Genomic DNA, 24,417 nt, shown 5'->3' with positions numbered 1-24,417 from the left:
AGGGTATTGCCATAATCCAATACCCTTATTTTATATTTATTATTTCTATCCTTTTTACCATATTATTTTATAATTTACTCACCTTAATATTATAAGTTACTATTATAATGTTATTTCTTCCTTTTCCCACCTAAATTTTCTAGAGGCTACTCCATCTAGATCATTTATTTCTAATTCTATAAAATCTGACTCTAAATAGTCTATTATTTTTCCTTCATAATTCCTAGGTGATTTAAGATATCCTATCATATGGTGCCCTGATCCTTCAGTCTCCCACTTAAGTCCTTCTGTAATCTTTATTTCATCACCTATAAAAAGTGTGGCCATATTCCCTAAATTATACTGATCTAGTTCAACCGAATGTGTATCTAAGATAACTTCAAAGCTCAAGTAATCTTCACTATCTTCTATAGGATTTAGAAAAGTAACTCCCACGGCTACCGCTCCATTTGAATCTACTCTTATAAGTTTTTCCCTTAACTTAGTCTCTTCTGTCTGCAGATTTTCTTCTAAATTTTCTTCCAAATTTGAAGTATCTTCTAACTCAATATCCTTACTTAAATCTTTAGTTTCATCTTTGCTTTTTTCCTGATTGAAAAATCCTAAGATAGATGTATCCTTTAGCTGACCAATACTAACTCCAACTGCTGATATAATTAGAATACTTACAATAAGAATACTTACTTTCTTCTTCATGATATTCTTCCTTTCTATTTGTGATTAAATCTATAGGATAGTCTAGATTTCTACTTAATAATGTGTGATATTACGATCTCCATACTTCCACTCTCTTTTAGTTTCTTATCTTTAAATCTTAGAAACAGATAAGAAATTGCAAGAAACACAAGACCAATACCAGCTCCTATTAACTCTTGTTGCTCTTCATATCCTAAATACATGGCGAACCATAAACCCACTAGAACTCCTATAATCAGACTAAATAAAGGGATCATATATGCCAAGAAAGCTGCGTTTATAACCTTTTTGCTCTCGGTATGCAACTTTACAAACTGCCCTACTGATGCATTTACATTATTTTTAACTCTTGCATATACTGCGGTAGGAGCACAACCTCCTTTACAAGATGCACATTTTTCTCCACAAGCACTAGCTCTTCGAATTTCTATAATTGCGTAATCACCTTCTAAAGATTTTACAAATCCAACTTTCTCCATCATTACACCTCCATAAAATTTATTCTTTTTCTTAATTTCATCTATCTATTGTTTATATATCCTTTTTTGTATATTGAGTAATCAATATATCTAATTCTTGGCTTATACACAAAATATTATCATCTGATAAGCTTGTGCCTTCCAATTTTTTATTAAGCTCTTCTCGCAATCTTTCTATTTCTGTTTCTAGAGAGTATTCTCTGATAGTTTGATTCATATTTATATCACCCTTATTCTCTCTATTGTCTTTCCATCTTCTGAAGTAATATTTATATATATTTGATTTTGTTCCTTATTTATTTGTACAAAACAATTACGACAAAAGTAACTTGACTTACCTAACTTCCCTACATTAGTTGAACTGCAGGAAGGACATTTATTAATTTGAAATTTCTTTTTATGAATCTTACCTTTCATAATATATCCTCCCAAAAAATCCATATATAATTAAATAGTATTAACTTCCTAGTGCTTTAGCCTTATAATGCCACTGTCTCTTCCCTTTTGATAAATTCCACCACAAACAATATAATATAAATAGCTCCGGCTAGTATTTCAGAAGTATAAAATCCCCATTCCATAGATAGCATAAGGGCTAGGGTTGATCCCAATACGGAAGCTATTCCGTTTACTCCCCACATTAGAGGAATATCATTCTCTCGTTCATATTCTCCTAGGAGCCAAATTCCCCTTGCAAAAGGCATACCCATAAAGAATCCTAATGGACTTATGATTAAAATCATCAATATAAGTTTAGTTCCTATATTTGCACCCATAAACATTGGAATAACTGACCGAATAGCCATACTTTGCCCAAATAAAAGTAATCCACTAAAGAGTAGCGGTAAGTATTTATTTTTACTGTATTTATTCCAAATGGTAAGTTTATTGAATAGGCTGCCAAGTCCACTACTTACTAATAATATAAATAAAACATAACTAAATGCTTGAGTTGGATTTCCAACAAATAGTACAATTTTTTGAATCAAAGGTATTTCAACTAACATAAATGCAATTCCTAACAAAGTAAAGTACAGAGAACTCCTTTTTGTTTCTACCTTTTTCGTAGTCTTAAATATACCTAGTAAAGCTAGTAAACTTACAAATATTAGTACCTTTAAAGTATTTGATCCGCCTGGGGTAAAGTTGTAGAAAAATGGATTTTGATCTGTTATAGGTTTTAAATTTAAAGGTGTACCATTTATTAACTCATTAAAATCCAGCTTACCTTCAGAAAAATCAACGTAGTCTTTTAATATGGTGGAAGGTTTTACATGAATTGTTTGCCTTTCTTGCTCGTTAATTACTTTCCATAGCTCTTGATATTCAGCTTCAGTAAAAGGGCTTTTCTTTACTATTAATACTGGTTTATGAATACTTGTGCCACGCTTCTGAGAATCTTCTAATGACATACTATTGATAATAGCAAAATAATCTAGAACTTTATCTTTATCTACACCTCTGTTTATTAGACCCTGTATCGCTGTGTTTAACCCTCTAAATAAATCTGTACTAGAATGCATAACAAAGCTTAATTTTCCATTATCAGTTAATAAGTCTAGATATTTTTCAAGAGCTTCTTGAGTAAATACATATCCTTCTGACATAGCTAATGCTGAGTGTTCTACCGCATTAGACATTACTAAAGATAAATAGATATTATCGTACTTTTCTGTAGTCTTTTCTATAAAACTTCTTCCATCTTCAATAAATAATTCAACACCTGGCATATCATATATGCCACCATTAAAATCTTTATACTTATCAGCAGCTTTAATTGTTAGGGGATTAATTTCTACAGCATCAATCTTGTCCACTCCGCCTAATAATGCAAAAACTATGTCCCTTCCCCCACCAGATCCTATAATTAAGCTACTTTCATTATTACCGAAGGCAAATGGAATAAAGCCAACCTCATCTTTCAAATATTCAATTTCATCTAGGTCGCCGCTAAATTTTATCATAGGAGCACTGGCTCCTCCATCACTAATAATGATTTTCTCATTTGGGTCTTGTGTTTCTATTACATCGGTTCTAGCCATGGCATTCCATCCTATAAAATCAGTTGATTTTACTGGTTGCTTGCTATCCCTTAATGCACCCATTAGTGTATAGGGACTAGTATCGTATGCTAAGAAATTAGTTTCTATTTGTTTCATAACAGTTCCCTGATAAAGGATTATTCCCAGAAGAATTATAGGTAGTGCTAGAACAAATTTTCTTTGTTTTTTCCTTGAATCTACTAACGCTAAGCTACCTAATGCCCCTACAAAAGCTATTCCAAATAGGCTGTATATAAACCCCTTATGATTTAGCAATAATAATATAGCCAAACTCCCAAGTGCTGACCCAATCAGGTCAGCAAAATATATTCGATTACTAATATGTGCATTTTTCTTAAATATTGTTGAAATGATCATTCCAGCTATTAGAAAAGGCATTGTTGCTAAAACACTATAGTAAGTTAGATTATCTAAAAATGGCCTCAAATAGATCATTAAAATTATGAACAAGTAACTAAACGGTAAAATTATACTATAATTTGTAAATATACTGCTTATATTCTCCTTCTTATAAGCAATCATCCCCCCGATACCTGAACCCAATATAGCTAAAGAAGTAACTAAAAAAGCAAAATGATAAGCCAATATTGTTGAAAACAGTCTTGTTAATAGCATTTCAAATGAGATTACACTCATGGTAATCATTGAAATTCCTATTAATAAAAGAATATCCCTGCGTGAATACTTACTCATCTCTACCCCTCCATGAACCCTAGATTAAATGCTATGAATAAAATAATAAAAAGCAACAGATATAATCATAGCAACTCCAACTATAACAGTACCTTTTATATCTATCTTACTTTTTACTGCTGCGTCATTTCCTACATCTAACTGTAGGTTTTCCTGCTTTTTCTTTAACCAAGCCGCCCCCATAAATGCTATCAATATAATTCCTAGACTGAAAACATGGGCAATGGATATTGGTCCAAATATCATTGGATTTGTTCTAAAGAATTCAACAATAAATCTGTTGATTGAAAATCCGACGATATAGATGAAAAATATTTGACCATCATATTTAATATTTTTTCTTTTATTCCATAAAACAAGAAACAAAATATAATTTAATATTGCTTCATAAATCTGAGCAGGATGTAGAAGCTCTCCCCCTACATTAACTCCCCAAAACCAAGACTTAGCCATAGGAATTCCAAATACATCACAGCCCACTCGACCAATTGCCTGTCCTATAATAATAGCTGGAGCAAATGCATCGGCCGTTTTCCATATAGGAATGTTCTTCTTTTTCATATACCAAAGAGCAAATATAGTTCCTGCAATTAGAGCACCTTGAATCGATAGACCTCCCTGATGAATCATAAAAATTTCCTTTGGATTTTGTATATAATAGGAAGGATTAAAGGCTAATATATAATTTAAACGTGCACCTATAATTCCGACTATAACTGTATACATAGCTAAATCTGTTAATTTATCCTGATCTAACCCCTTTCTTTTAGCTTCAAACAACATAACAAAAAATCCTACTAAAATCCCTAATGCAATAGTTGCTCCAAATAAATGGATTGAAAATCCTCCAACATTAAACAGTACTTTCATTCTTTAGTCTCCTCTCATATTAGTAAGCCTTAGGTTAAACTCTTTAGTCAAGTCATACCTTTTTAGAATGCAATATCTGTGCCAAGTTTTATTTTAGTGCATAAATATATAAAGCAGCTTCTTCATAAAGCTGCTTTCACACATTTACCTTTTTTATATTTATAAATAATAGTTATACTTTCCCTGTAAATCATTTTATAATTTAAACTCTTTTATCCCTTCATTAACATCATTTACTAATCCTTTAAAACACTCTACACTACTTCTAGTATCTTCTAGTAATTTCACCTGTTTGTCTACTTCCTCCTTGATCGTTTCAATATCACTTGAATTACTGAATGTTGCTTGTCCAATAATTTCAGCTTCTTTAACTATTCTTTGTATAATCGTAGTTTCAGTTTGTATAATCTCCTTGATATTTCGAATTCTCTCATTTATATTAAAAACATTTGAAAAAATTTGTTGTATTATTTCCTCAGTTTTTCTTGTAATATTAAACCCTTCATCAATATCCTCCTTTACTTTATGCACTTCTAGTACAACACAATCTACTGTATTTAGTGTATTATCATTAATATTCTCAACTTCCTTTAATGCCCCTTTTGTTTCCTCAGCCAGTTCTCTGATTTCACTTGCTACAACGGCAAATCCTTTTCCTGCAGCTCCAGCTCCAGCAGCCTCGATGGAAGCGTTCAACGCTAATAAATTAATTTTACTAAAAATATTATTCATAATATCAACGCTTTTATTAATTTCTTGAGATTGATTTTTTAACCTTTGTACAATATCTAAAGTGCTAGTAGACGACTGAGCCATATCATCCATGGAGATCAAAAGATCTTTTATATCTCTAGCACCTATTTCTGATAACTTCTTTATGTCATCACTTTTATCCGTAGTTTCCGTAGTATATTGATCTATTGAAATAATTAAGTCCTCTAATTCCACTAATTTACCTGTTATTTCTTGAGTAGATGCAGAGTTTTGCTGTATGCTTGCTGAAATACTTTCTACGCTGTTTTGAACATCCTTTATAAAGATATTAGATTCTTCTACATTTTTTATTACTTTTGAGTTAGTAGTAGATATCCCTAGTATTAAATCTTTTATTTTCAATAAAATATCTCTTATACTTATTCGAGATCTGTCTAATAAATTTATAAGATCACCAATCTCATCTGAATTATATGATTTTATATCTAAAGACAAATTTTTTTCTTGTAAATTACTTGCAAATATTAGTCCTTGATTTAACTTTCTTCGAATATCAAAAGAAAATAACAGACCAAAAATAAAGCAGAATATAGCTCCTATAATTGTAAAAGTCATCATAGCTTGTCTTATTTTATTATAGATTTTTATACTCTCATTATATGTATCAGAGGCTTTCTCTTCATTATCTTCTATTTCCTCAAGAAATGCATTCATAATTTCTACTCGCTGTTGTTCTAACTTAATATATTCATTAGCAAATTCTTCTACCCCTATACTCTCAGAAACAATGTTTTCTAAATTACTTCTGTACGATTGCCATACAGAATTTATAATGTCAATTTCATTATTATGCCCGTCCTTCATATCGCTACTTCTTAAGGTATGTATTTCTTGAAATTGCCTTATAAGCAAATCTATTTCTTCAATATCTTTATTAATATGACCTGGATCTTTCTTTTCAGCAATATGTTTTATAAGTTTATTATCCATACTCAGAAATTTAGCATGGGCGCTTTCCAAGGTTGTAATAAGTTTTAGATGATGATTATAAATATCTGAAACATTAAAATTTATTTTGCTAACATTTAAGATGCCATACATTCCCATAGACCCTAAAAGGATGGATATGATTAAAGCTGCAAAAATAAGCTTATGTACTATCTTAATCTTCTTTAAATATTTCATATAAATTCTCTACCCCCTATTTATAGTTTAATTTTTAACAAATTATAAATTAATAGAACTACCTAAAAGGTAGCCTTATTCATTTACATATTACTAGTTTTTTATATGTGTTTAGTGTTACACTTCACACCTTATCATTAAAGCTGGGTCTTTACATTTCTATAAATAACTAAATTCTTTAAAATCAAACTTTATATTTCTTCTCATAAACAATTTTTTACTTTTAATTCATCAATTAATTTGGCAAATGCTACAACAATTGTAGCATTTAGCACATTTTCATTTAAAATCTACTGAATCAAGTTTATAGACTCAATCCTATCTATTTTGCTCCCCTATATCTCCTGACTTATGGCAGTCTTCTTTTTTATTGCCTTTTGACATACCTATCATCATTCCAATATGCATTAGTGGACAGAGTAAAAACATTGCATAGGGTGCTAACTTACCTATTGGTCCTAGGTTAAGCCCTAGCCTCGGTAAAAGTACAACAGCTAATATTGGTACTAGACAACATAGTAACATTAATAATCCATGTTTTTTTCCATTATGATTATGATTTTGATGATTCACATTAAATCCTCCATTCTATTTTTTCTGCGGATTATTTGTATTTTTCTTATTGCTATTTAAATCACAGCAATCTAATTTCTGATTTCCAAAATTTTGCTTATTTGCTTCCTCAATAGATTTTAATAATTTTTGAAACCACTTTTTCATAAAATCTCCTCCTGTATTTATTTACTATTATTATACTTGCAAATTTCATGCCAACAAAAAACTAGAAAAATAAATTTTTCTAGTTTTTAGCGCAAACTTTCTATTTTGCATACATTCCCTCAAATCATATAAAACTTTATTAAATATTAATTTTATTGGTTAGAGCACAATTATGCTTAAATATCTTTCTCCAGTATCTGGTACTATGGATAAGAATTAGACTTATCGCTCCCCTGCTTCAATCTTCTAGGTTTCTTTTGCATCCTCTGTTCTTTTAAATATCCTAAATAAATACCTTCATGCTTCATAATTTTTTCCTTTCTTAACCTCATTATTGTTTTTCGGAATTCCTCTTTTGTGGGAAAATCATGTTTCTTCATATTCATCAATCCTCCCTCTTTCTATAATGCTAATCTATGATTAAGATCTATTCCTTCAAATTCAATAATCCTACCTCTACACATTTCTATCATTCTGCTTCCTATGGCCTCATCAAAGGCTAATAATTCTTCTACTCTATACTCACTAGATATAATTACTGGAGCACCTTTTAAATATCTGTAGTTTATAATTTCAAACATAATATTGTGGTCTGTTGGTGAAATTTTCCCTTTGTAGAGGTCGTCAATTAATAGTACTGTTGCAGTTTTGTATTTAGCAATTTCGTTTTGATAATATGCTTCATCCATAATATTTTGCTTTAAACCTGTCATTGCTTCTCTATATTGCATATATAAAACTCCAACATTTTCTTTCATAAGGTCATTAGCTATGGCAATACTAAGATGAGTTTTTCCAGATCCAACCTGGCCTAAAAAAGCTACGCTATGATGCTTGTTTTTCTTTATGTCGTGAAAATTCTTCACATAATTCTCTGCCATTTCCTTTGCAGCTATAAGCACCTTAGATTTACCCTTTAAACTAAAATTTGAAAAGCTTTTTTGTTGGAATGCTTTAGATATACCGGAACGTACTAATATTCTTTGATAATTTTTAGCCTCCCTGCATTTACAATCCCTCGCTCTGTTTCCTTCAATAATATATTCTAAGTCCTTACAAATAGGACAATCATAATGTTTTTCTTCATCCGTTGTAAAGCCATTTACTTTTATCATATTGAGCCTTTTTTCTATTTTCTTCATCAGCGCTTCCATGATTTCCACCACCTTCTAAATATTCAATAAAGGGTTTATTAGGGCCTAAAAAAGTACTGCAATGCTTAATATATTTCGCATCCGTATTTTCTCTTTTAATTTGCTGAGCATATAGACTAGCTGCTTTTAAAAGCTGCAGGGAAGTGTATCCTTCTTTCAGTAATTTTTTATAACATTTAAAAGCCTTTTGTTTTTCTACTTTTTTAGGATATACCTTCCAAAATTCTTCAAATTCAATGGAATACTCAGGTATCTTATTTTTATTTTCATTATTTACATTATTATCATTATTGTTTGTGTTCCTTTGATGTTCTTTTGATGTGCCTTTGATGTGCTTTTCATGTTCCTCTTCTCTATTAATGCCTTGATATTTCGTGTAATTTTCAATACTGATGTAGGTATACTTTGATGTGCTTTTATAGGTAATCATTCCATCATTTTGAAGCATATCTAAAAAATTTTTAACTTTTTTTCTGGACCATTCCCACCTCTCGGCTAGATACTTGATGGAGGTAATTTTACTCCCCCTCTTTACCTCCATCATTTCATTTCCCATCATAAAAGAATTATCCCTATGATTAACCATTAATAATAGGTCGATCCATGCCTCAAATTTTGAAAAGTATCGTTTCTCTTTATATAAAGGATGATGAATAATTTTTCTATATAAACTAATCCATCCTTGATCCATTTCGTAACCTCCAAATATTTTAATCTCTTCTTTTTTGTGCATATAAAATCAGTTCATCCATAGTATAAAGAGCAAAAAACCTTACATTATCAATACTAATCCTGCCCTCATAGGAGTAAGTATCGTTGTTACTGGGAATAAATGAAATGCTCTCATTGTTTTTATCTGCTAATTGTTCTAATAATGTTTTTTGGACATGTGCTCCAGGATTTTTTTCAGATCTTCCAACATCATAAATCCCATATTCAAACAGCATCTGTTTAATTTCAGCCATATTTCTAACAGCTTTAATCATTTCCTTTAAATCTAGTTCTTTATTTTTCAATCTATTACTTTTCATCATACTATTTACTCCTCTCTTTTTTAGTTTGTTTTTCAATCCAATCCTTCAATTTTCTTTTAGGAACAATAATTTTTGTACCTACCTTGAATGAAGGGAAATCCTTTCTATTGCAAAGCTCATAAAAAGAATTAAGTCCAATACCTAAATAAGCTGCAGCTTCTTTTGAAGTAAAAACACCTTCATCATCAGAAGCTACTTGTACATCTATAGGTCTTTCTAATATTTCTACAAGTCCACGTTTTACTTCTTTAATTTCCTTCATAACCTCGTTTAGAAGTAGTAAAGCTGCTGGCTCCATAGTTCTTCCCTCCCTTTATCTTTAGAAATACACATTTCCCTGTTAAATCGATTTGCAAGGTAGTTTTTTTACATACTTCGTTTAAATTAAATAAACAAGAATTATAGCTGCAAAATACAATCATTCTTCCACTTCCTCTACTTTTTTAATTCTTCTATAGACGCCACTATCACTCATATTAAATAGTTTTCCAATTTCATTTAAGGTCATTTTTTCATCATGTAGCCTTTTCATTTCCATTGCCTCTAGTCTTCTTAGCTGTTTATCTGTTAGATTAAGTAGACCGTACTTTCTTAGAATGGCATCAGGTAATATTCCTTCTGATGAAAAAATAGCCTCATATAATGCACAGTAATTATAAATAAGGTCATCCATCTGCCTCCCTCCTTAAATAACTACTTGACATTTTGTTAACTTTGTTTTCTATTTTCACTTAACGTGAAGCTAGAAGGTAAAAAAATTTCCTCTATATTCTCAATCTCTAAAACCTCCATAATTTTAAGTGCTGCCTTTCTAGGAATTTTTCTTCCACCATTTTCATAAAGATTATAGGCCGCAATTGACACCCCTAACTTTTTTGCCATATAAGCTTGGGTATATCCCTTTTCATTTCTATAATTTTGTAAACTTTTCATATGTAAGTCCCCCTTTCGTTTTACTTTTCGTGAATATTGAATAAATAAATAACATTTTGTCAATAATCATTTTCTTTAGTATACATTCACATTTTGAAAAAGTAAATGCATTTTTTTATTTTTTGTGAATATTCATATTTACAATTAGTGAAAACTATATTATAATAATTACAAATAGTAAATTTCATAGCAACAATTTTTTGTAAGGTGGTGATAACACTTGTTAGGAGATAAAATTAAACTACTAAGGGAAGACCGAGGATTATCTCAATTAGAATTAGCTAAAATTTTAGAGGTAGGCAATTCAACATTATCTATGTATGAATCTAATACACGTAAGCCAGATTATGAAGTGATAAAAAAAATAGCAGATTATTTTAATGTCACCACAGATTATTTACTAGGTTTAACTGAGGTTCCAAACCAACAATATCATGATCAGATATTAGAAGACTATCCTGAAATCATCAGTATTTTAAGAAGAAATAAAAGAAAGCTCAATGATCAAGATAAAAAACGTATTGCTCGAATTATAGAGGCTGCAGTTATCGATGAAGATGAAGAATAGAGATTATAAAGGGGGAGGCTATGAAGGATATATTTTTCATTTTACCTAGAAAAGATTTTGCTATAGAAAGGGCACGAAACTTTCTGAAGGAAAAGGGATACCCTCAAGTTCCAATGCCAGTGAAGAAACATTTAAAGGAGTATTCAACATTATACAAATATGAGGACGATGAGGAAGAAGGCTTTTGTGTAAAGGAAACTACAGGGGAATATAAAGTTTATGTAAATACAAACATCATGGAAGGCAGAAATACTTGGACATATGCTCACGAACTAGCTCATATTGTTTTAGGCCACCATGATGATTTTCCTTATAATGACTTAGATGATGAAACCTTAGAGCTTTTAGATCAAGAAGTAGATATATTTGTAAGCGAATATTTAATGCCTCAATATGCTTTTGAAAATTATTTTTTTCTAAAGGGAAGATCTGCATATTTAGATTCCCCTCACATCGGAGCATTAAAGAGCTTTTTTAATGTTTCGTGGGAGGCAATGATATTTCGCCTACATAACTTAGGTTATCAAGATAAATCTATTTCTGAGTACTATATCTCAACATATAACGAAAGAAAGCAAACTTTTAGTCGATACACTGGTTTTTCTTATACTTAAATTTTATAAGTCAAATATTTACACTTACACGTTAACGACCTTTATTCTATGTCGTTTTTATTTAAACCATTGTGTCGAACATACGTTTTTGAAAAATAATAATTCATATATATTATTTTTAAAAATCTACAGGGAGGTAATAAAATGCGGGGGTCAATAGTGAAGAAAAATCACAAGTGGTATATAGTTGTTGACTCTATAGATGAAAATGGTAAGAGGAAAAGAAAGTGGATAAGTGGTTTTAATACACAAAAAGAAGCAGAAAAAAAGCTACCTGAAATATTACAACAACTAAATACTAACACCTTTGTTGACACTAATAATATTACTCTAAGGGATTATATGCAGTTATGGCTTGAGGATTATGCTAAACCTAATGTAGCTCCAACAACCTATGACAAATACACTTACGCAGCTAATAAAGTTTCTGAAATTTTAGGCAATATGAAGCTCCAACAAATTAAACCGATTCATATTCAGCAACTTGTAAACAAACTCAATAATAGTGATGTTACACCTAGTACTGTATTATCTTACTATAGAGTTCTCAATACTGCTATAAATCAAGCTGTTAAATGGCAATTTATACAATACAATCCATGTGTTGCTGTTACACCACCAAGGAATACAAAAAATAAAATGATGATCTTAGATCAGGATGAAATTCAGATACTTTTAGATAAATCAAAGGATCATGTTTTATATCCAGTAATTGTACTAGCCCTGCTTTGTGGATTGCGTAGAGGAGAAATATTAGGCTTGCAGTGGGAAAATATAGACTTCTTTAGTGGTGTGATTCATTTAGAAAATAATCTTGTAATGGCCAATAATGAAAGTATCCTAAAGGAAACTAAAACGTCAACTGGTAGAAGGGCTGTTGATATTTCTAGTAATGTAGTAGAGGTTCTTAAAAAAGTGAAAAAACAAAAGATGTCATATAAGCTGCTTTATGGAAGTTCATATCATGATAGTAATTTTGTATGTACCTGGGAAGATGGTAGACCATTTAGACCTGACTATATTCCTAAGGCATTTGCTAAAATACTAGTAAGTGCTAATCTTCCTAAGATACGATTTCATGATCTAAGACATACTCATGCATCAATTTTATTAAAATCAGGTATCCACCCTAAAGTTGTTCAAGAAAGACTTGGACATTCCTCTATAAGTATCACTCTTGATACTTATAGTCACCTCGTACCTTCTCTTCAAAAATCTGCAGCTGAAAAAATGGCTACCATGTTTTCTATTTAACTTTAAAAAATCTTATTTTTTAGAGTTAACCATGAAATTTTCATCTATAGATAATATCTATAGTAACTATTGAAAATATCTATGGTAGAAGAATGGTAGAAGGTTAACATAATCATAAAAAAACACCACCCCTAGTTCCTCCTAGAAGCGGCATTTTATAACGTTTTTATGGAGCTGATGAGCGGAATTGAACCGCCGACCTCTTCCTTACCAAGGAAGTGCTCTACCACTGAGCCACATCAGCATCATGTCAGTTAGTGTACGGTCTATCGCCCTACCTGTACGATTATACAACAGAAAAACATTTATGTAAAGTATGATTTTTATAAATTTATCTAATAACTTAGAAAAATTTATAAAAAGAGAGAAATGACTTCCATCATTTCTCCATTTCTATACATAAAGTTCATAAGTGACAATGAACAAACTTTATTTTAAATTTTTGATTAAATTGTACACCCCATTGGGAATCTCCAATATACCTATAAGGGAGCCAAAGAATCCAACGCAATTCAATACCCCCTTTCGTAATTGAAAGGATTACAAAAAACTATGCTTCATCCCCTGTTTTATCATTTGGTACCAATGCACCTAAATCTTTTCCTTTTAATATCTGTTTTAGGTCAACACCGGTTAATGCATTCACTGTTTCTGGCAAAGAAGCAATAATATCTGTAACGTAGCCGGACACCTTGGCAGCTCCTTTACCGGCACCACTTCCAGAGTCAACAATGACAATTTTTTCTGTCTTCGATAATGGATCTGCAACTGCCTTTGCAATTTCAGGAAGTTTCTCTATGATCATCTGTGTGATCGCTGCATCGTTATATTGCTTAAATGCTTCCGCCTTTTTCATCATAGCCTCTGCTTCTGCCTTACCTCTTTCTCTGATGATTTCGACCTCTGCCATCCCTTCTTCTCTTCTTGCTTCCGCTGTCGCCTTACCTTTCAAACGAATAGCCTCTGCTGATACCTCAGCGTCCTGTAGTTCTCTGTATTTATCGACTTCCGCTTTCTTTATTGCGCTATACTTTTCTGCATCGGATTGCTTTTTAATGGTGGCTTCCAGCTCTTTTTCTCTTCTCAACGCCTCTTGCTCTGCCAGTTCGATTTCCTTTTGTTTTCTAACGATTTGAACCTGCATTTTTTCTTTTTCTACTTCCTGCTGCACCTTACTTGCTTCTATCTCATAGGCAAGGTCAGCCTTTGCTTTTTCTGTTTCTTGATCTTTCCTATAGGACTGAACCTTTAGCTCCTTTTCCTTAGAAGCTTCTGCTATTTGAGTTTCTGAAATCAGTCGTGCTTGCTCTCCTTGTCGGTTTGCCTCAGCTGTTTTCACCTTCGTTTCTTTACTAGCTTCTGCTTCAGCAATTTGAGCATCTCTTTTAACTTCTGCTATTCTGCTTTTACCTAGAGCAATTAAGTATCCATTATCATCATTAATATCTCGAATTGTAAAAGCCTTAATTTCCAATCCCATTTCTGCTAAATCTAAAGCCGCAACTTCTTGAACCTGTGATGCAAACTTCTCTCGATCTCTATAAATTTCCTCCACGGACATTTTCGATATAATTTCCCGCAGCTTTCCTTCCAATACGTCCTTTGCAGTATCTTTGATAAACTCGATGGTAGCTTTTTCTGTTCCCATATTAAATTGCTCTACAGCAGAAAGTATAGATTCCATGTCGGACTTAACCTTCAATACAGCAACACCATCTGCCCTTATGTCTACCCCCTGCTCTGTTAATGCACTATCTGTTCTTACCTCTATTTTCATATTTTCAAGAGAAATAATATCGCTTCTTTCTAATAGTGGAACAACTAAGCCCCCACCCCCAGAAATAACACGCTTTTTAAGTCCAGTAATAACCACAGCTTTATCTTGCGGAACCCTTTTCCACATTAACAAAATTCCTAAAATAAGTAATAGAATTACGCCCACAATAATAATCGGTATGAAAAGAATATCCATGAACATACGATTCCTCCTTTTGTTGTTTAGATTTTAATTAATGAACCGTTCCTCCTTCCACATTGATTTATTTAATAATTTTTTCACAATTAGATTTTTCAAAGTCTAATCACGTAAAAAATATTATTTTCAATCTGAACAATCTTCACGTCTTCTCCCTTGGAGATGTCCGTGCTATCCATTGATTTTGCAGGTGAAGAATAGGTATTCCCATTCACTACATAGGTAATACTTCCAAAGCTATTTCCTATAATATTTATCTTTGTTCTTGCAATATGTCCGATTAAGTCTTGTTGTGAAACAGCACTGGTGTTTTGTGCCTTGTATAGAGGAGTTATGATGAATTTTTGTAAAGAAGCTGAGATGACCGCTCCAAAGGCTAGAGCAATGCTTAGAGAAACTATGGGATTAAAGTCTTTACTTAAAAGTATAATCCCTACACCGCCAAAAGTTGTAATAAAGGAAACTAAAATCGTCGGTTTCATTGGTGCCACCGATACGCCGAATAGATCGCCATCCATATCTAAGTCAATATCAATATTTAAAAAGTCAAACAATTGTCCTAAGACAAAAGAAACAACTGTAAATAAAACACCAGTATAAAAGTTGATTTGAAATAGTTTCAACAATCGGATCACCCCTTATCGAGAGCCTTAGCTTTTATTATATCCTATTCCACATTTGTAAAAGAATCCCTTCCAAATCCAATTTTTATTATATTACAGTTTCATTACAGAATGCTTATTTTATACTTTTCAGTAATCTTTTTTATTATAATAAGGGGAAAATAGGCTGACTTTATCAGCCAATGGTATTCCTGTTACTGCAATTTAAAGTCGATTTTACCTGCACCCATGTCGATATCAAAATCTAATTTTATAGGTGCTTCTTCATAATTAGAGGATATATAGTAATCTCCCGATTTATTTAGACTTAAATCCGCTACATTGGTTTTTGTTAAGGCTGTATCTAGCTTTATCTTGATCCCCGCATCATTTGGCATTGTAATGTCTAAATTAGAGGCTCCAGAATCGATCTTAACATTGGTCTTTTCATATTTCGTACCTAGAATAATATGCAGATCGCCAGCTCCAAAATCCAAATCCAATGATTTAACTGGTACTTCTGCTAAATTCAAGTCTCCCGAAACAGCACCGAAATCCAGATCTAGATCCCATATAATGTCTTTATTTAAATTGAAGCTGTATTCAGATCGGTTGTTGCTATTCCATAGAATTCCTTTAAATTCTTCCTCTTTAAAGCTCAATATTGCTGTTTCCTTATTATTTTTATAGGCTTCTCTAAAGATCAACTTTCTCCCACTTTGATTGGTTGTCAGCAAATTCTCTCCTTCAGAATCTATGGTCAATCGAGCAGCTCCTGTGCCTAGATTCAGTTCTCCATAAGAAGTATTTGCAGATTTTGTTATACTGAAATTATTGTGAACATATTTATTTTTTTTAATGGGAGCACCATTGATAAACACGCCGTATGCAATGAGTATCACAAAGAATAAAATCCAAGTGATATAGTGAAGGATGGGCTTATTTCGAAATAAAATATTAATCCCCACCACAACCAAAATCAATGGCCACAGATCAAAAATACTAAAGAATACATGAATGCTTAAGTATCCCAAATTCACTAACAAAAATAACAAACCTAAAACGATTAACATGATTCCTGTAAACAATTTATTTTTGTTCATCATTTCACCTTCTTTCTTAAATTACAGAGGTAGTTATCGCTCCTTGATGGTCTTACCAAGTATGATGATACCAGCACCAATCAACAGGATTGGAAGTAAGTATCTAAAATTTATAAAATGAAAGAGCGGAAATCTTTTAATAAATAGTATCGTTCCTACTACAATCAGAGCATATCCAAAGAATTGTCTATTTTTCTCAGCATCAAAATTTCGCTCTTGTTGATATACGCCATCAGAATCTTTGTTCAGATTGATTGTACCATCACCATAATCTTCCTCTGGAACAATGAGAGATGCAATAATGTATACTAATAGTCCTGTTCCGAATGCAAATATACTAACGAGCCAAATTAGTCTGATGATTGTAGAATCTATTTCGAAATATTCAGCTATTCCGCCACATACTCCTGATATTTTTTGGTCTTTTCTGGAACGATATAATCGTTTTTGCATAGAATCTCCTCCTAATTTAAATCTTATTCTTATCTATAGTTTCATAATACACAAAAAAACACTTTTTGTACACCTGTTTTTTAATATTTTTAATATTTTTATTGAATATATTAAATTTTAAATTAAATATATTGATATTCGTTAATGTTTTTAAAAAAACTTTAAAGATCAAATATATAAGATTAGAAATTATAAATAAATCAACGAACTCATAATATCTTATATCTCTATATACCCATTTATGATCTGAATAGACATTTTCTAAATCATAAAATAAAATTTGTTCATTTCCACTCACAGGCTTTATATCCCACTCAGTTCTAAATAGAGCTTAGAGTTTCAAGTGCCAAAAAATAACCATGCATCAAGAATTGAATTCTCTCTGCATGGTTTCTATGCCCTTTCTTTACATCCTATAGCTTATAGTGATATCCGAAATCGAATGCCTGCATATTTAGATCTAATGCCTTGTTAGGAACATTATCTCGGACCACTTGCTTCCAAGTATCCAGCTTTATATCTAAATGTTGTGCCAGTATTCCTAAAAGCATTACATTGGCTACCTGTTTCTTCCCTAAATTTGTAGCCTCTTCAAAGGCATTGATGTCAATTACTTTATATTTCGATTTTAACTCTTCGATATCTTCTTCTGGATATTCTGCTTTCTCCTGCTGTGCCAAAGTCGGATACATTTTTTTCGTATTTTGGATGACCACAGCACCTTCCTTTAGGTTTGAGCTCCATCTAAGAGCCTCCAAAGGCTCCATTGCAACTAATATATCCCCTTCTCCTGGAGGAATATTGGGGGAAAACACTTTTTCTCCAATCCTAACGTTGCCCCATACCATACCACCACGTTGAGATAAACCAACAACATCATTGCTCTTAATATCATACCCATCCAGCATTGCTGCCTGTGAGACAATCCTTGTCATTAAAATAAGCCCTTGACCACCTACACCTGCAAACATAATATTAGTTACCAATGACATCACCCTCCTTTAAGCCTGCAGAAGATTTAATTGCATTTACAGGACAAACCTGAGCACAAATACTACATCCAACACACATATCTGGATCTATGGATGATTTCAATTTCTCAATACCTTCATATTTTTTCATCTTCAGCGGTGGACAGTTTGTTTTAATACAGGATCTACAGCTGATACAGATCTCTGGGTCTACATAGAAATGTGGATTTTCCAGCTTATATCTGAGGGCGCACGGTCCGTTTACAACAATGATGGATAGTCCTTCATAGGCAATTTCTTCATCGATTAATTTTTTTGTAGACTTATATTCATACTGGTTGATCTCTTTTACTCGGTCAAATCCAATAGATTCTAATAGACTCTTAATCCCAACCTTCATATCGTCTCGCTCATTGTATAGTCCGGAGCTTCCATTATGCTGTCCACCAGTCATGGCTGTTGTTCGATTGTCTAAAACGATGATGGTAATATTCTCATTTTCCTGTTGTTGATGCATCATGTTAATGAAAGGAGGAATTCCAGAGTGGAAGAAGGTGCCATCTCCAATCACTGCAACCAATGGCTCTTCTCTCTTTGTCATGGACATGGCTTTTCTCATACCCTTGCTCATGCCAATGCTGGCGCCCATACTGATGATAGAGTTCGATTGCTCAAATGGGAATAAGGAAGCTAAAGAATAACATCCGATATCCCCTACAACGATCTTTGCCTTTGATTTTTTCAAGATATCGAATACTGGTCTATGAGGACATCCTGTACAAAACAGTGGTGGCCTTGCCACGGTTTCTACAAATCGCTTTACATATTCTTTCTGCTCTTTGATAATACCCGCTTTATGTAAACCTTCTTCAATGTTTTGAATATCCAGCTCTCCTGTGAAATCAAAGTACTCCTTTCCTTTACAGGCAATCCCCATGAGTTTCAGCTCATTCTCTATAAAAGGTGTCATCTCTTCAATAACGATGACTTTCTTAAATTGGCTCGTTATTTCTTTTGCCTTTTTTTCTGATATTGGATATACCATACCCAGCTTCCATATGCTAGCATCCGGATTGATCTCCTTGATATTATAATAAACTAGGCCAGAAGTAATAATCAGTGTATCGGTTCCTTCTTTGATTTCTAGCTTATTTATTTCTGCGTCATAGGCATACTCTTCTAATTTCTTTAGGCGATCCTTTATGAAAAATTGTGCCTCTCTAGAGCCTGGTGGAATCATACAGAACTTTGATTTATCCCGATTAAATTCCTTTGGCGAAACTTCTTCTCTCTCTGCTAAAGATACGATGCCTCTGCCATGGCAAAGTCTACTGGTGATTCTAAGCAGCATCGGTCCTTGGAAGTCCTCACTCAATTGAAGTCCCAATTTTGTGAAATCCTTTGCTTCTTGGCTATCCGAAGGGTCTAGAATTGCCATACTGGCGAATTTACCCCAAACCCTATTGTCTTGTTCGTTTTGTGAACTAGCAAGTCCAGGGTCGTCTCCACTGACCAACAGAAAGCCTCCATTGGTCGGCGTCAAGGTAAATGTCATCAATGGATCCGCAGCGATGTTCACACCTACGTGCTTCATCGTTGCCATAGCTCTGGCTCCATAAAAGGATGCGCCAATAGCAACCTCTACTGCAACTTTTTCATTCGTTGAAAACTCTGAATAAACCGCGTCATATTCCTTCAGCTTTTCTATAATCTCTACCGTAGGTGATCCTGGGTAGCTTGCAGCTACAACTCCTCCTGCCTCATAAAATCCAACTGCAATCGCTTCATTCCCAGTTAAAACTCTCTTCTCAATAGAAGACATTCTACCACTCCTTTACAATTTAGGATTCCAATTTTAATTCTTCAATTCAATCGTACACTAATTTATAGTACCCAGACTATGGAGAAATAATCAAATTACGTTTCTATTCACTTTTAAATAGGTCCATCAGTTCATCCTGACTCATTTTCGTGATCAATGTTTCGCCAGGTTTGATTACAGCATCGATCAGTTCTCTTTTTCGCTCCTGTAATTTTGCAATTTTTTCTTCGATGGTCCCCTTCGTTATAAGCTTCATCACATGAACAGAATTTTGTTGTCCGATTCTATAAGCTCTGTCCGTGGCTTGTTCCTCTACTGCTGGGTTCCACCATGGATCAAAGTGAATCACCATATCTGCTCCCGTTAAATTCAATCCAGTCCCTCCTGCTTTCAGGGAGATTAAAAATACATCCGAATTTCCTTTATTAAAATCAGAAACCAACTTTCCTCTCTCTTCCATTGGCGTGGAGCCATCCAAGTAGTAATAAGAGATATTGAGAGATTCTAACATCTCTCTTATGATGCTCAACATACTTGTGAACTGTGAAAATAATAAGATTCGATGCTTTCCCTCTATGGCATTTTCTATGATCTCTTGCAGAAGCTCAAACTTTCCACTGGTACCAGTGTAGTTTTCAATAAACATGGCTGGATGGCAGCAGATTTGTCTCAATCGAGTGAGTGCCGCTAAAATCTTTATTTGGCTCCTTTCAAAGCCGTATTCTCTGATTTCTTCCTCTAGAGATCCCTGAATCTCTTTTAAATATCCGACATATATTTTTTTCTGTTCTTCACTCAGTTCAGCAAGGACTAAATGTTCTATTTTTTCCGGAAGCTCCTTTAAAACATGTTTTTTTAATCGCCTCAGTATAAAAGGGGATATTTGCTTGCCTAAAGCTTTTAAAGCTTCTTTGCTGGCCTCTTTCACGATTTTCTTTTCATATTTTTCTTGAAATCTTCCATAGGACAGCAGATATCCCGGCATGATAAAGTCAAAAATAGACCACAGTTCTGTCAACGAGTTTTCTATAGGTGTACCCGTTAAAGCAAATCGGTTGCTGGCTTTAATCATTTTTACAGACTTGGCATTTTGAGAGCTTGGGTTTTTAATATGCTGTGCTTCATCTAAAATACACCATTTAAAAGATATGGCGTCGTATAGATCAATATCCCTCCTGATTAATGGGTAGGAGGTAATAATAATATCGTACTCATTTACTTTTTCGATGATCGTTTCTCGCTCTCCCTTATTCCCTGCAATGATGCCAACCTTCAGTGTCGGTGTAAACTTTTCACTTTCTGCCATCCAGTTATATACAAGAGAGGTTGGTGCTACGATTAATGCCGTTCCATCTTTATTCTGAGCCTTTTCCGCTGCAATGTAAGCTAGCATCTGAAAAGTCTTACCCAGCCCCATATCATCAGCGAGAATGCCACCCAATCCGTAGTGGCTTAAAGTTTTAATCCACTTAAATCCCAGCTTTTGATAGTCTCTCAAATCCCCATTGAGATTCCTTGGCAGCTCATAATCAATGTCTTCATATTCCTTTATATCTTCAATGAACTTTTTAAAATCCTTATTTTTTTTGATGAAACGTAAATTTCTATCCTTCAATAACTCATCTAAGTATAGGGCTCTGTATTTGGGAATTGCAATCATCTTATTTCTAAGATGCTCTTCTTCCAAATCCAGCTCCAGCATCATTCGATCTACATTATTGAGAGCATCCATATCTAAGGGAATGAAGGATCCATCTTTTAAACGATAGTATTTTTTTCTCTGTCTCAACGATTTTAAAAGCGCCACGATTTCTTCCTCGTCGACACCATCTATTTCAAAATTAATCTCTAGAAGATCCTCCTCTGCATTGAGCCGGATGCCGCCCTTAAAATTACTAGGCGATTTAATCTCCATTGATTTAAATGAGTCAGAATAATAAATATCAGCAATCTCCTGTAGCTCTTTGAATTTACTGTACATTAAATTAAATATATCTTCTTCATCCTCTAAGTAAATCTCTGTGTTCTTAATTTTAAAATTGTTATTTTCAAAAAAGTTTAATACCCTTTTCTCTTTCTCTAAATCCCTTACTAAAATCTTATCCTTATGCTCTTCCTCTGTTTTATTTTCTTTATATGGATTAATTTTTATGGCATCGTACTTAAAATTGATGTCGGCAGTTATTTTACTACCTACCCTATCAAAGTACACCTCAGTTTTTAGTGCTGGAGAATAAAGGGATTCCTCCAAACTTCTTTCTACCGCTACTTTTCCAATTCCCTTTACAATGGGATACACTTCAGCAAAAAAACTGTCCTGCATCTCTTTTTTGATGACAATGCTTTTCGTTTTTTCTTTTACCAAAAGTCTATAAAAAGGCAATAAATTCTCTCGTTGATATTTGGATACATGGCAAATTTCTCCATTGGAAAAGAAATATTCACCATCGGAGGTAATCGGTAGAATAGCACCTTCATGGTCCATTTTTAAAAGGATATGCGCACTATTTTTCTCCAGAGCAAAGGTAAAAGGCAAGTCTTTATCCAATATGGAAATTCCGCCATAGGTTTCCCCGAGGATTATTGCATGGAATCGATTTTTCCATATAAAATTACCTTCTTCTATGATATTTAGAAATCGTTTTAAAGCCCTCTCAGGAAGCTTCATATATTTCCCATTAAAAATCAATTGAGAGTTTTGTCTGTAAAACTCATCCTCCACAGTTTTTTCATATTCATATATTTCTTCTATCAGATCAATAATTTTTTGATCCTCTCGACTAAAACAATGAATGCTCAGATCCAATGTAAAGTTTTTTCCGAACTCTATTTTTTTATTGTGATGGATATCATCTATAAATTGCTTTATATTCCGTACAACATAGGTTCGATCACACCCTACTTTTAAGCTGATATAACACCCCGATAGTAGCTTACCGTAATTCTCCCCTACCACTTCAAGGGTGATTTCCATATTCAATGGCATACGGTCACTCTGCTTCCTATTTCGATAAAAATTTAAAATACTATGGATATGTTGGTTCTCATTGACCTTATTAAATTCACCAGCTTTATCTTTATTTAAAATGGTTAGGAGAACGGCAACAATATGCTTACAGAACCCCCAATATCGCTCGTGGGCAATACATGTACAGGAGGCTTCGTCAATATTTCCGTTGGATAAAAAACTGGCCTTTACCGTATATTTTTTCGTTCCCTGCACGATGGCTGAAAAACTGTTTTTAGGTCGATAAAAGGTTAATGACCTTACTCGACCATCTAAATAATAGTTTTTCCCTTTTCTATAGGTGATTGCCTCGGCACTACGATCGTAAATTTCCTCTTCATTTAAACGAAACATATTTCACCACCTTCCAATACCCCTGTATTTTAATAAAAATCTAGATAAGAATAATTTTCTCCATCTTTCTGCCATCCCAATATGCAATCCATATTCACATTCTGTCCTGCTTTAAAAATAGATTTATCCACATTTTTAATGGTGCCCTTCAAGGTTTTAACTAAATCTTTAATCTCATGGCGTTTGTTTCCTATTTTTTTAGCCGCAACCATGCAAGCACAATTCAATGGCCAAATACCATTACTTTCTGTATAATCAATAATCGATTCTTCCTCTACATAGTACAAGGGGCGAATCAATTCCATATTTTCAAAATTTGTCGCCTTTAGCTTCGGCAGCATGGTCTTGAAACTTCCAGTATATAGAAGATTGAGCATGGTGGTTTCAACAACATCATTAAAGTGGTGCCCTAAGGCAAGCTTATTGCAACCAAGCTCTTGAGCCTTCTGATATAAAGCACCTCTCCGCATCTTCGCACACATGAAACAAGGATACTCCTTTGCTATATTTTCTGCCACTTTGAAAATCTTAGATTCAAAAATATGAACTGGAATATTTAAATGGTTACAGTTATCGATTAAAAGCTTTTTGATGCTCTCATGATATCCAGGATCCATCGCTATATATTCTACCTCAAAATTGTCCCTTCCATGCTTTTTAAGCTCTTGAAAAAGCTTGGCTAATAATAAACTATCCTTTCCTCCAGAAATCGCAATGCCAATTTTATCCCCATCTTCTATTAAATTAAATTCTTTGATCGCTTTAATAAACTTTGACCATATCTCTTTTCTATAAATTGTAATGATACTTCTTTCTATTTCTTCCACTGTTTTTAATTCCCCTAAGGGGATTAAAGATTCACAGCCGCTTGCTGCAATATCTGACATCCAATCACCATCTCTTTTTTTTAAACTATTATAACATCTTTACTTTCTTTTGTCTTTGTCGATCATCGGTTGACTTTTTTATTCATTAGAAATATATACGTTTTTACCTTGGTATATACTCAATAGGAATGTACTTCATTGAAAGTAATACAATTTGATCTTTACTGCTTATTTAAAATTTATAAATTTTGCTCGTTCAATTAATTGTTTTTATACAAAAATAAAAATATTAGAAAGAGAAAATTCCCCTTCTAATATTTTTATAA

28 protein-coding genes and 1 tRNA gene are annotated in these 24,417 nt (G+C 33.1%); 3 read left to right on the top strand and 26 right to left on the bottom strand.

The window, feature by feature from the left end; translation table 11 throughout:
* Positions 1 to 102: 102 nt before the first annotated feature.
* From CLOS_RS05485 to CLOS_RS05420, 17 genes are all read right to left on the bottom strand, one after another.
* Entirely contained in the window at positions 103 to 696 is a 594-nt protein-coding gene (locus CLOS_RS05485) for a hypothetical protein (RefSeq protein ID WP_012158920.1), read from the bottom strand.
* A gap of 50 nt (positions 697 to 746) precedes the next feature.
* Positions 747 to 1,175 (bottom strand): SoxR reducing system RseC family protein, encoded by a 429-nt coding sequence (locus CLOS_RS05480; protein ID WP_012158919.1) that lies wholly within the window; start codon positions 1,173 to 1,175, stop codon positions 747 to 749.
* A gap of 52 nt (positions 1,176 to 1,227) precedes the next feature.
* Positions 1,228 to 1,392: an aspartyl-phosphate phosphatase Spo0E family protein gene (locus CLOS_RS15545; RefSeq protein ID WP_083757129.1), complete on the bottom strand. Its 165-nt coding sequence runs from the start codon at positions 1,390 to 1,392 to the stop codon at positions 1,228 to 1,230.
* A 2-nt stretch (positions 1,393 to 1,394) separates the two neighbouring features.
* On the bottom strand, positions 1,395 to 1,592 hold the full coding sequence (locus tag CLOS_RS05475; protein ID WP_041719031.1) for a hypothetical protein: 198 nt from the start codon (positions 1,590 to 1,592) through the stop codon (positions 1,395 to 1,397).
* Positions 1,593 to 1,654: 62 nt separating this feature from the next.
* Positions 1,655 to 3,931, bottom strand: coding sequence for a spermine synthase (locus CLOS_RS05470; RefSeq protein WP_012158917.1), 2,277 nt, complete (start codon positions 3,929 to 3,931; stop codon positions 1,655 to 1,657).
* Between the two features lie 24 nt (positions 3,932 to 3,955).
* Positions 3,956 to 4,801, bottom strand: a complete 846-nt coding sequence (lgt, locus tag CLOS_RS05465; RefSeq protein ID WP_012158916.1) for a prolipoprotein diacylglyceryl transferase — start codon at positions 4,799 to 4,801, stop codon at positions 3,956 to 3,958.
* A 195-nt stretch (positions 4,802 to 4,996) separates the two neighbouring features.
* A complete protein-coding gene (locus CLOS_RS05460; protein ID WP_012158915.1) occupies positions 4,997 to 6,700 on the bottom strand; it encodes a methyl-accepting chemotaxis protein in 1,704 nt (567 codons plus the stop codon).
* A gap of 318 nt (positions 6,701 to 7,018) precedes the next feature.
* Positions 7,019 to 7,273, bottom strand: coding sequence for a DUF2933 domain-containing protein (locus tag CLOS_RS05455; protein ID WP_012158914.1), 255 nt, complete (start codon positions 7,271 to 7,273; stop codon positions 7,019 to 7,021).
* Between the two features lie 15 nt (positions 7,274 to 7,288).
* Positions 7,289 to 7,420 carry an LDCC motif putative metal-binding protein gene (locus CLOS_RS16300; RefSeq protein WP_278183750.1) on the bottom strand — a complete coding sequence of 44 codons (132 nt, stop codon included), beginning with the start codon at positions 7,418 to 7,420 and terminating at the stop codon, positions 7,289 to 7,291.
* 203 nt (positions 7,421 to 7,623) lie between these two features.
* Positions 7,624 to 7,800, bottom strand: a complete 177-nt coding sequence (locus CLOS_RS05450; RefSeq protein WP_156774407.1) for a hypothetical protein — start codon at positions 7,798 to 7,800, stop codon at positions 7,624 to 7,626.
* A 21-nt stretch (positions 7,801 to 7,821) separates the two neighbouring features.
* Positions 7,822 to 8,535: an ATP-binding protein gene (locus CLOS_RS05445; protein WP_012158913.1), complete on the bottom strand. Its 714-nt coding sequence runs from the start codon at positions 8,533 to 8,535 to the stop codon at positions 7,822 to 7,824.
* The gene (locus CLOS_RS05440; RefSeq protein ID WP_156774406.1) at positions 8,504 to 9,307 is read right to left on the bottom strand and encodes a hypothetical protein; all 804 of its coding nucleotides are present in this window, start codon (positions 9,305 to 9,307) and stop codon (positions 8,504 to 8,506) included. Before CLOS_RS05440 ends, CLOS_RS05445 begins: the two co-directional genes overlap by 32 nt.
* Complete coding sequence (locus tag CLOS_RS05435) at positions 9,285 to 9,608, bottom strand: hypothetical protein (protein ID WP_012158911.1); 324 nt, start codon at positions 9,606 to 9,608, stop codon at positions 9,285 to 9,287. Before CLOS_RS05435 ends, CLOS_RS05440 begins: the two co-directional genes overlap by 23 nt.
* A 1-nt stretch (position 9,609) precedes the next feature.
* Complete coding sequence (locus CLOS_RS05430) at positions 9,610 to 9,870, bottom strand: helix-turn-helix domain-containing protein (protein WP_198006332.1); 261 nt, start codon at positions 9,868 to 9,870, stop codon at positions 9,610 to 9,612.
* A complete protein-coding gene (locus CLOS_RS16025) occupies positions 9,857 to 10,030 on the bottom strand; it encodes a hypothetical protein (RefSeq protein WP_198006331.1) in 174 nt (57 codons plus the stop codon). Before CLOS_RS16025 ends, CLOS_RS05430 begins: the two co-directional genes overlap by 14 nt.
* Positions 10,027 to 10,281: a helix-turn-helix domain-containing protein gene (locus tag CLOS_RS05425; protein ID WP_012158909.1), complete on the bottom strand. Its 255-nt coding sequence runs from the start codon at positions 10,279 to 10,281 to the stop codon at positions 10,027 to 10,029. Before CLOS_RS05425 ends, CLOS_RS16025 begins: the two co-directional genes overlap by 4 nt.
* A 35-nt stretch (positions 10,282 to 10,316) precedes the next feature.
* Complete coding sequence (locus tag CLOS_RS05420; protein WP_012158908.1) at positions 10,317 to 10,541, bottom strand: helix-turn-helix transcriptional regulator; 225 nt, start codon at positions 10,539 to 10,541, stop codon at positions 10,317 to 10,319.
* Positions 10,542 to 10,761: 220 nt separating this feature from the next.
* Between CLOS_RS05420 and CLOS_RS05415 the strand changes: the two genes are divergently transcribed.
* The 3 genes from CLOS_RS05415 to CLOS_RS05405 all read left to right on the top strand — a co-directional run bounded on the left by CLOS_RS05415 (position 10,762) and on the right by CLOS_RS05405 (position 12,977).
* On the top strand, positions 10,762 to 11,109 hold the full coding sequence (locus CLOS_RS05415; RefSeq protein ID WP_012158907.1) for a helix-turn-helix domain-containing protein: 348 nt from the start codon (positions 10,762 to 10,764) through the stop codon (positions 11,107 to 11,109).
* Between the two features lie 20 nt (positions 11,110 to 11,129).
* Positions 11,130 to 11,723: an ImmA/IrrE family metallo-endopeptidase gene (locus tag CLOS_RS05410; protein ID WP_012158906.1), complete on the top strand. Its 594-nt coding sequence runs from the start codon at positions 11,130 to 11,132 to the stop codon at positions 11,721 to 11,723.
* Positions 11,724 to 11,882: 159 nt separating this feature from the next.
* On the top strand, positions 11,883 to 12,977 hold the full coding sequence (locus tag CLOS_RS05405; RefSeq protein ID WP_198006330.1) for a site-specific integrase: 1,095 nt from the start codon (positions 11,883 to 11,885) through the stop codon (positions 12,975 to 12,977).
* A gap of 169 nt (positions 12,978 to 13,146) precedes the next feature.
* Here the strand turns inward: CLOS_RS05405 and CLOS_RS05400 are convergent.
* The 9 genes from CLOS_RS05400 to CLOS_RS05355 form a co-directional block, all read right to left on the bottom strand.
* Positions 13,147 to 13,221 (bottom strand) — tRNA-Thr (locus CLOS_RS05400).
* A 306-nt stretch (positions 13,222 to 13,527) separates the two neighbouring features.
* Complete coding sequence (locus CLOS_RS05395; RefSeq protein WP_012158904.1) at positions 13,528 to 14,955, bottom strand: flotillin family protein; 1,428 nt, start codon at positions 14,953 to 14,955, stop codon at positions 13,528 to 13,530.
* A gap of 92 nt (positions 14,956 to 15,047) precedes the next feature.
* The gene (locus CLOS_RS05390) at positions 15,048 to 15,578 is read right to left on the bottom strand and encodes a hypothetical protein (protein ID WP_012158903.1); all 531 of its coding nucleotides are present in this window, start codon (positions 15,576 to 15,578) and stop codon (positions 15,048 to 15,050) included.
* Between the two features lie 191 nt (positions 15,579 to 15,769).
* Positions 15,770 to 16,657 (bottom strand): LiaI-LiaF-like domain-containing protein, encoded by an 888-nt coding sequence (locus CLOS_RS05385; protein WP_012158902.1) that lies wholly within the window; start codon positions 16,655 to 16,657, stop codon positions 15,770 to 15,772.
* Positions 16,658 to 16,690: 33 nt separating this feature from the next.
* Entirely contained in the window at positions 16,691 to 17,110 is a 420-nt protein-coding gene (locus CLOS_RS05380; protein WP_012158901.1) for a PspC domain-containing protein, read from the bottom strand.
* Positions 17,111 to 17,523: 413 nt separating this feature from the next.
* Complete coding sequence (locus CLOS_RS05370) at positions 17,524 to 18,102, bottom strand: indolepyruvate oxidoreductase subunit beta (RefSeq protein ID WP_041719024.1); 579 nt, start codon at positions 18,100 to 18,102, stop codon at positions 17,524 to 17,526.
* A complete protein-coding gene (locus CLOS_RS05365) occupies positions 18,086 to 19,903 on the bottom strand; it encodes a thiamine pyrophosphate-dependent enzyme (protein ID WP_012158899.1) in 1,818 nt (605 codons plus the stop codon). The genes CLOS_RS05370 and CLOS_RS05365 overlap by 17 nt, the downstream gene beginning before the upstream one ends.
* A 103-nt stretch (positions 19,904 to 20,006) precedes the next feature.
* Positions 20,007 to 23,264, bottom strand: coding sequence for a DEAD/DEAH box helicase (locus tag CLOS_RS05360; RefSeq protein ID WP_012158898.1), 3,258 nt, complete (start codon positions 23,262 to 23,264; stop codon positions 20,007 to 20,009).
* 29 nt (positions 23,265 to 23,293) lie between these two features.
* On the bottom strand, positions 23,294 to 24,151 hold the full coding sequence (locus tag CLOS_RS05355) for a tRNA 2-thiocytidine(32) synthetase TtcA (protein ID WP_012158897.1): 858 nt from the start codon (positions 24,149 to 24,151) through the stop codon (positions 23,294 to 23,296).
* Positions 24,152 to 24,417 lie beyond the last annotated feature (266 nt).

The organism is Alkaliphilus oremlandii OhILAs, from assembly GCF_000018325.1.
Taxonomy (GTDB): Bacteria; Bacillota; Clostridia; order Peptostreptococcales; family Natronincolaceae; genus Alkaliphilus_B; species Alkaliphilus_B oremlandii.
This window is presented reverse-complemented; position numbering and strand designations above follow the sequence as displayed.

Excerpts from the sequence above, each read along its gene's own strand:
- CLOS_RS05425 (WP_012158909.1), bottom strand. The coding sequence starts at position 10,281 with ATGGATGACCTTATTTATAATTACTGTGCATTATATGAGGCTATTTTT.
- CLOS_RS15545 (WP_083757129.1), bottom strand. The coding sequence starts at position 1,392 with ATGAATCAAACTATCAGAGAATACTCTCTAGAAACAGAAATAGAAAGA.
- CLOS_RS16300 (WP_278183750.1), bottom strand. The coding sequence starts at position 7,420 with ATGAAAAAGTGGTTTCAAAAATTATTAAAATCTATTGAGGAAGCAAAT.
- CLOS_RS05435 (WP_012158911.1), bottom strand. The coding sequence starts at position 9,608 with ATGATGAAAAGTAATAGATTGAAAAATAAAGAACTAGATTTAAAGGAA.
- CLOS_RS05470 (WP_012158917.1), bottom strand. The coding sequence starts at position 3,931 with ATGAGTAAGTATTCACGCAGGGATATTCTTTTATTAATAGGAATTTCA.
- CLOS_RS05420 (WP_012158908.1), bottom strand. The coding sequence starts at position 10,541 with ATGAAAAGTTTACAAAATTATAGAAATGAAAAGGGATATACCCAAGCT.
- CLOS_RS05450 (WP_156774407.1), bottom strand. The coding sequence starts at position 7,800 with ATGAAGAAACATGATTTTCCCACAAAAGAGGAATTCCGAAAAACAATA.
- CLOS_RS05430 (WP_198006332.1), bottom strand. The coding sequence starts at position 9,870 with ATGAAGGAAATTAAAGAAGTAAAACGTGGACTTGTAGAAATATTAGAA.
- CLOS_RS05385 (WP_012158902.1), bottom strand. The coding sequence starts at position 16,657 with ATGAACAAAAATAAATTGTTTACAGGAATCATGTTAATCGTTTTAGGT.
- CLOS_RS05360 (WP_012158898.1), bottom strand. The coding sequence starts at position 23,264 with ATGTTTCGTTTAAATGAAGAGGAAATTTACGATCGTAGTGCCGAGGCA.
- CLOS_RS05445 (WP_012158913.1), bottom strand. The coding sequence starts at position 8,535 with ATGATAAAAGTAAATGGCTTTACAACGGATGAAGAAAAACATTATGAT.
- CLOS_RS05460 (WP_012158915.1), bottom strand. The coding sequence starts at position 6,700 with ATGAAATATTTAAAGAAGATTAAGATAGTACATAAGCTTATTTTTGCA.
- CLOS_RS05395 (WP_012158904.1), bottom strand. The coding sequence starts at position 14,955 with ATGTTCATGGATATTCTTTTCATACCGATTATTATTGTGGGCGTAATT.
- CLOS_RS05440 (WP_156774406.1), bottom strand. The coding sequence starts at position 9,307 with ATGCACAAAAAAGAAGAGATTAAAATATTTGGAGGTTACGAAATGGAT.
- lgt (WP_012158916.1), bottom strand. The coding sequence starts at position 4,801 with ATGAAAGTACTGTTTAATGTTGGAGGATTTTCAATCCATTTATTTGGA.
- CLOS_RS05365 (WP_012158899.1), bottom strand. The coding sequence starts at position 19,903 with ATGTCTTCTATTGAGAAGAGAGTTTTAACTGGGAATGAAGCGATTGCA.
- CLOS_RS05475 (WP_041719031.1), bottom strand. The coding sequence starts at position 1,592 with ATGAAAGGTAAGATTCATAAAAAGAAATTTCAAATTAATAAATGTCCT.
- CLOS_RS05410 (WP_012158906.1), top strand. The coding sequence starts at position 11,130 with ATGAAGGATATATTTTTCATTTTACCTAGAAAAGATTTTGCTATAGAA.
- CLOS_RS05485 (WP_012158920.1), bottom strand. The coding sequence starts at position 696 with ATGAAGAAGAAAGTAAGTATTCTTATTGTAAGTATTCTAATTATATCA.
- CLOS_RS05480 (WP_012158919.1), bottom strand. The coding sequence starts at position 1,175 with ATGGAGAAAGTTGGATTTGTAAAATCTTTAGAAGGTGATTACGCAATT.
- CLOS_RS05370 (WP_041719024.1), bottom strand. The coding sequence starts at position 18,102 with ATGTCATTGGTAACTAATATTATGTTTGCAGGTGTAGGTGGTCAAGGG.
- CLOS_RS05380 (WP_012158901.1), bottom strand. The coding sequence starts at position 17,110 with ATGCAAAAACGATTATATCGTTCCAGAAAAGACCAAAAAATATCAGGA.
- CLOS_RS05355 (WP_012158897.1), bottom strand. The coding sequence starts at position 24,151 with ATGTCAGATATTGCAGCAAGCGGCTGTGAATCTTTAATCCCCTTAGGG.
- CLOS_RS16025 (WP_198006331.1), bottom strand. The coding sequence starts at position 10,030 with ATGATTGTATTTTGCAGCTATAATTCTTGTTTATTTAATTTAAACGAA.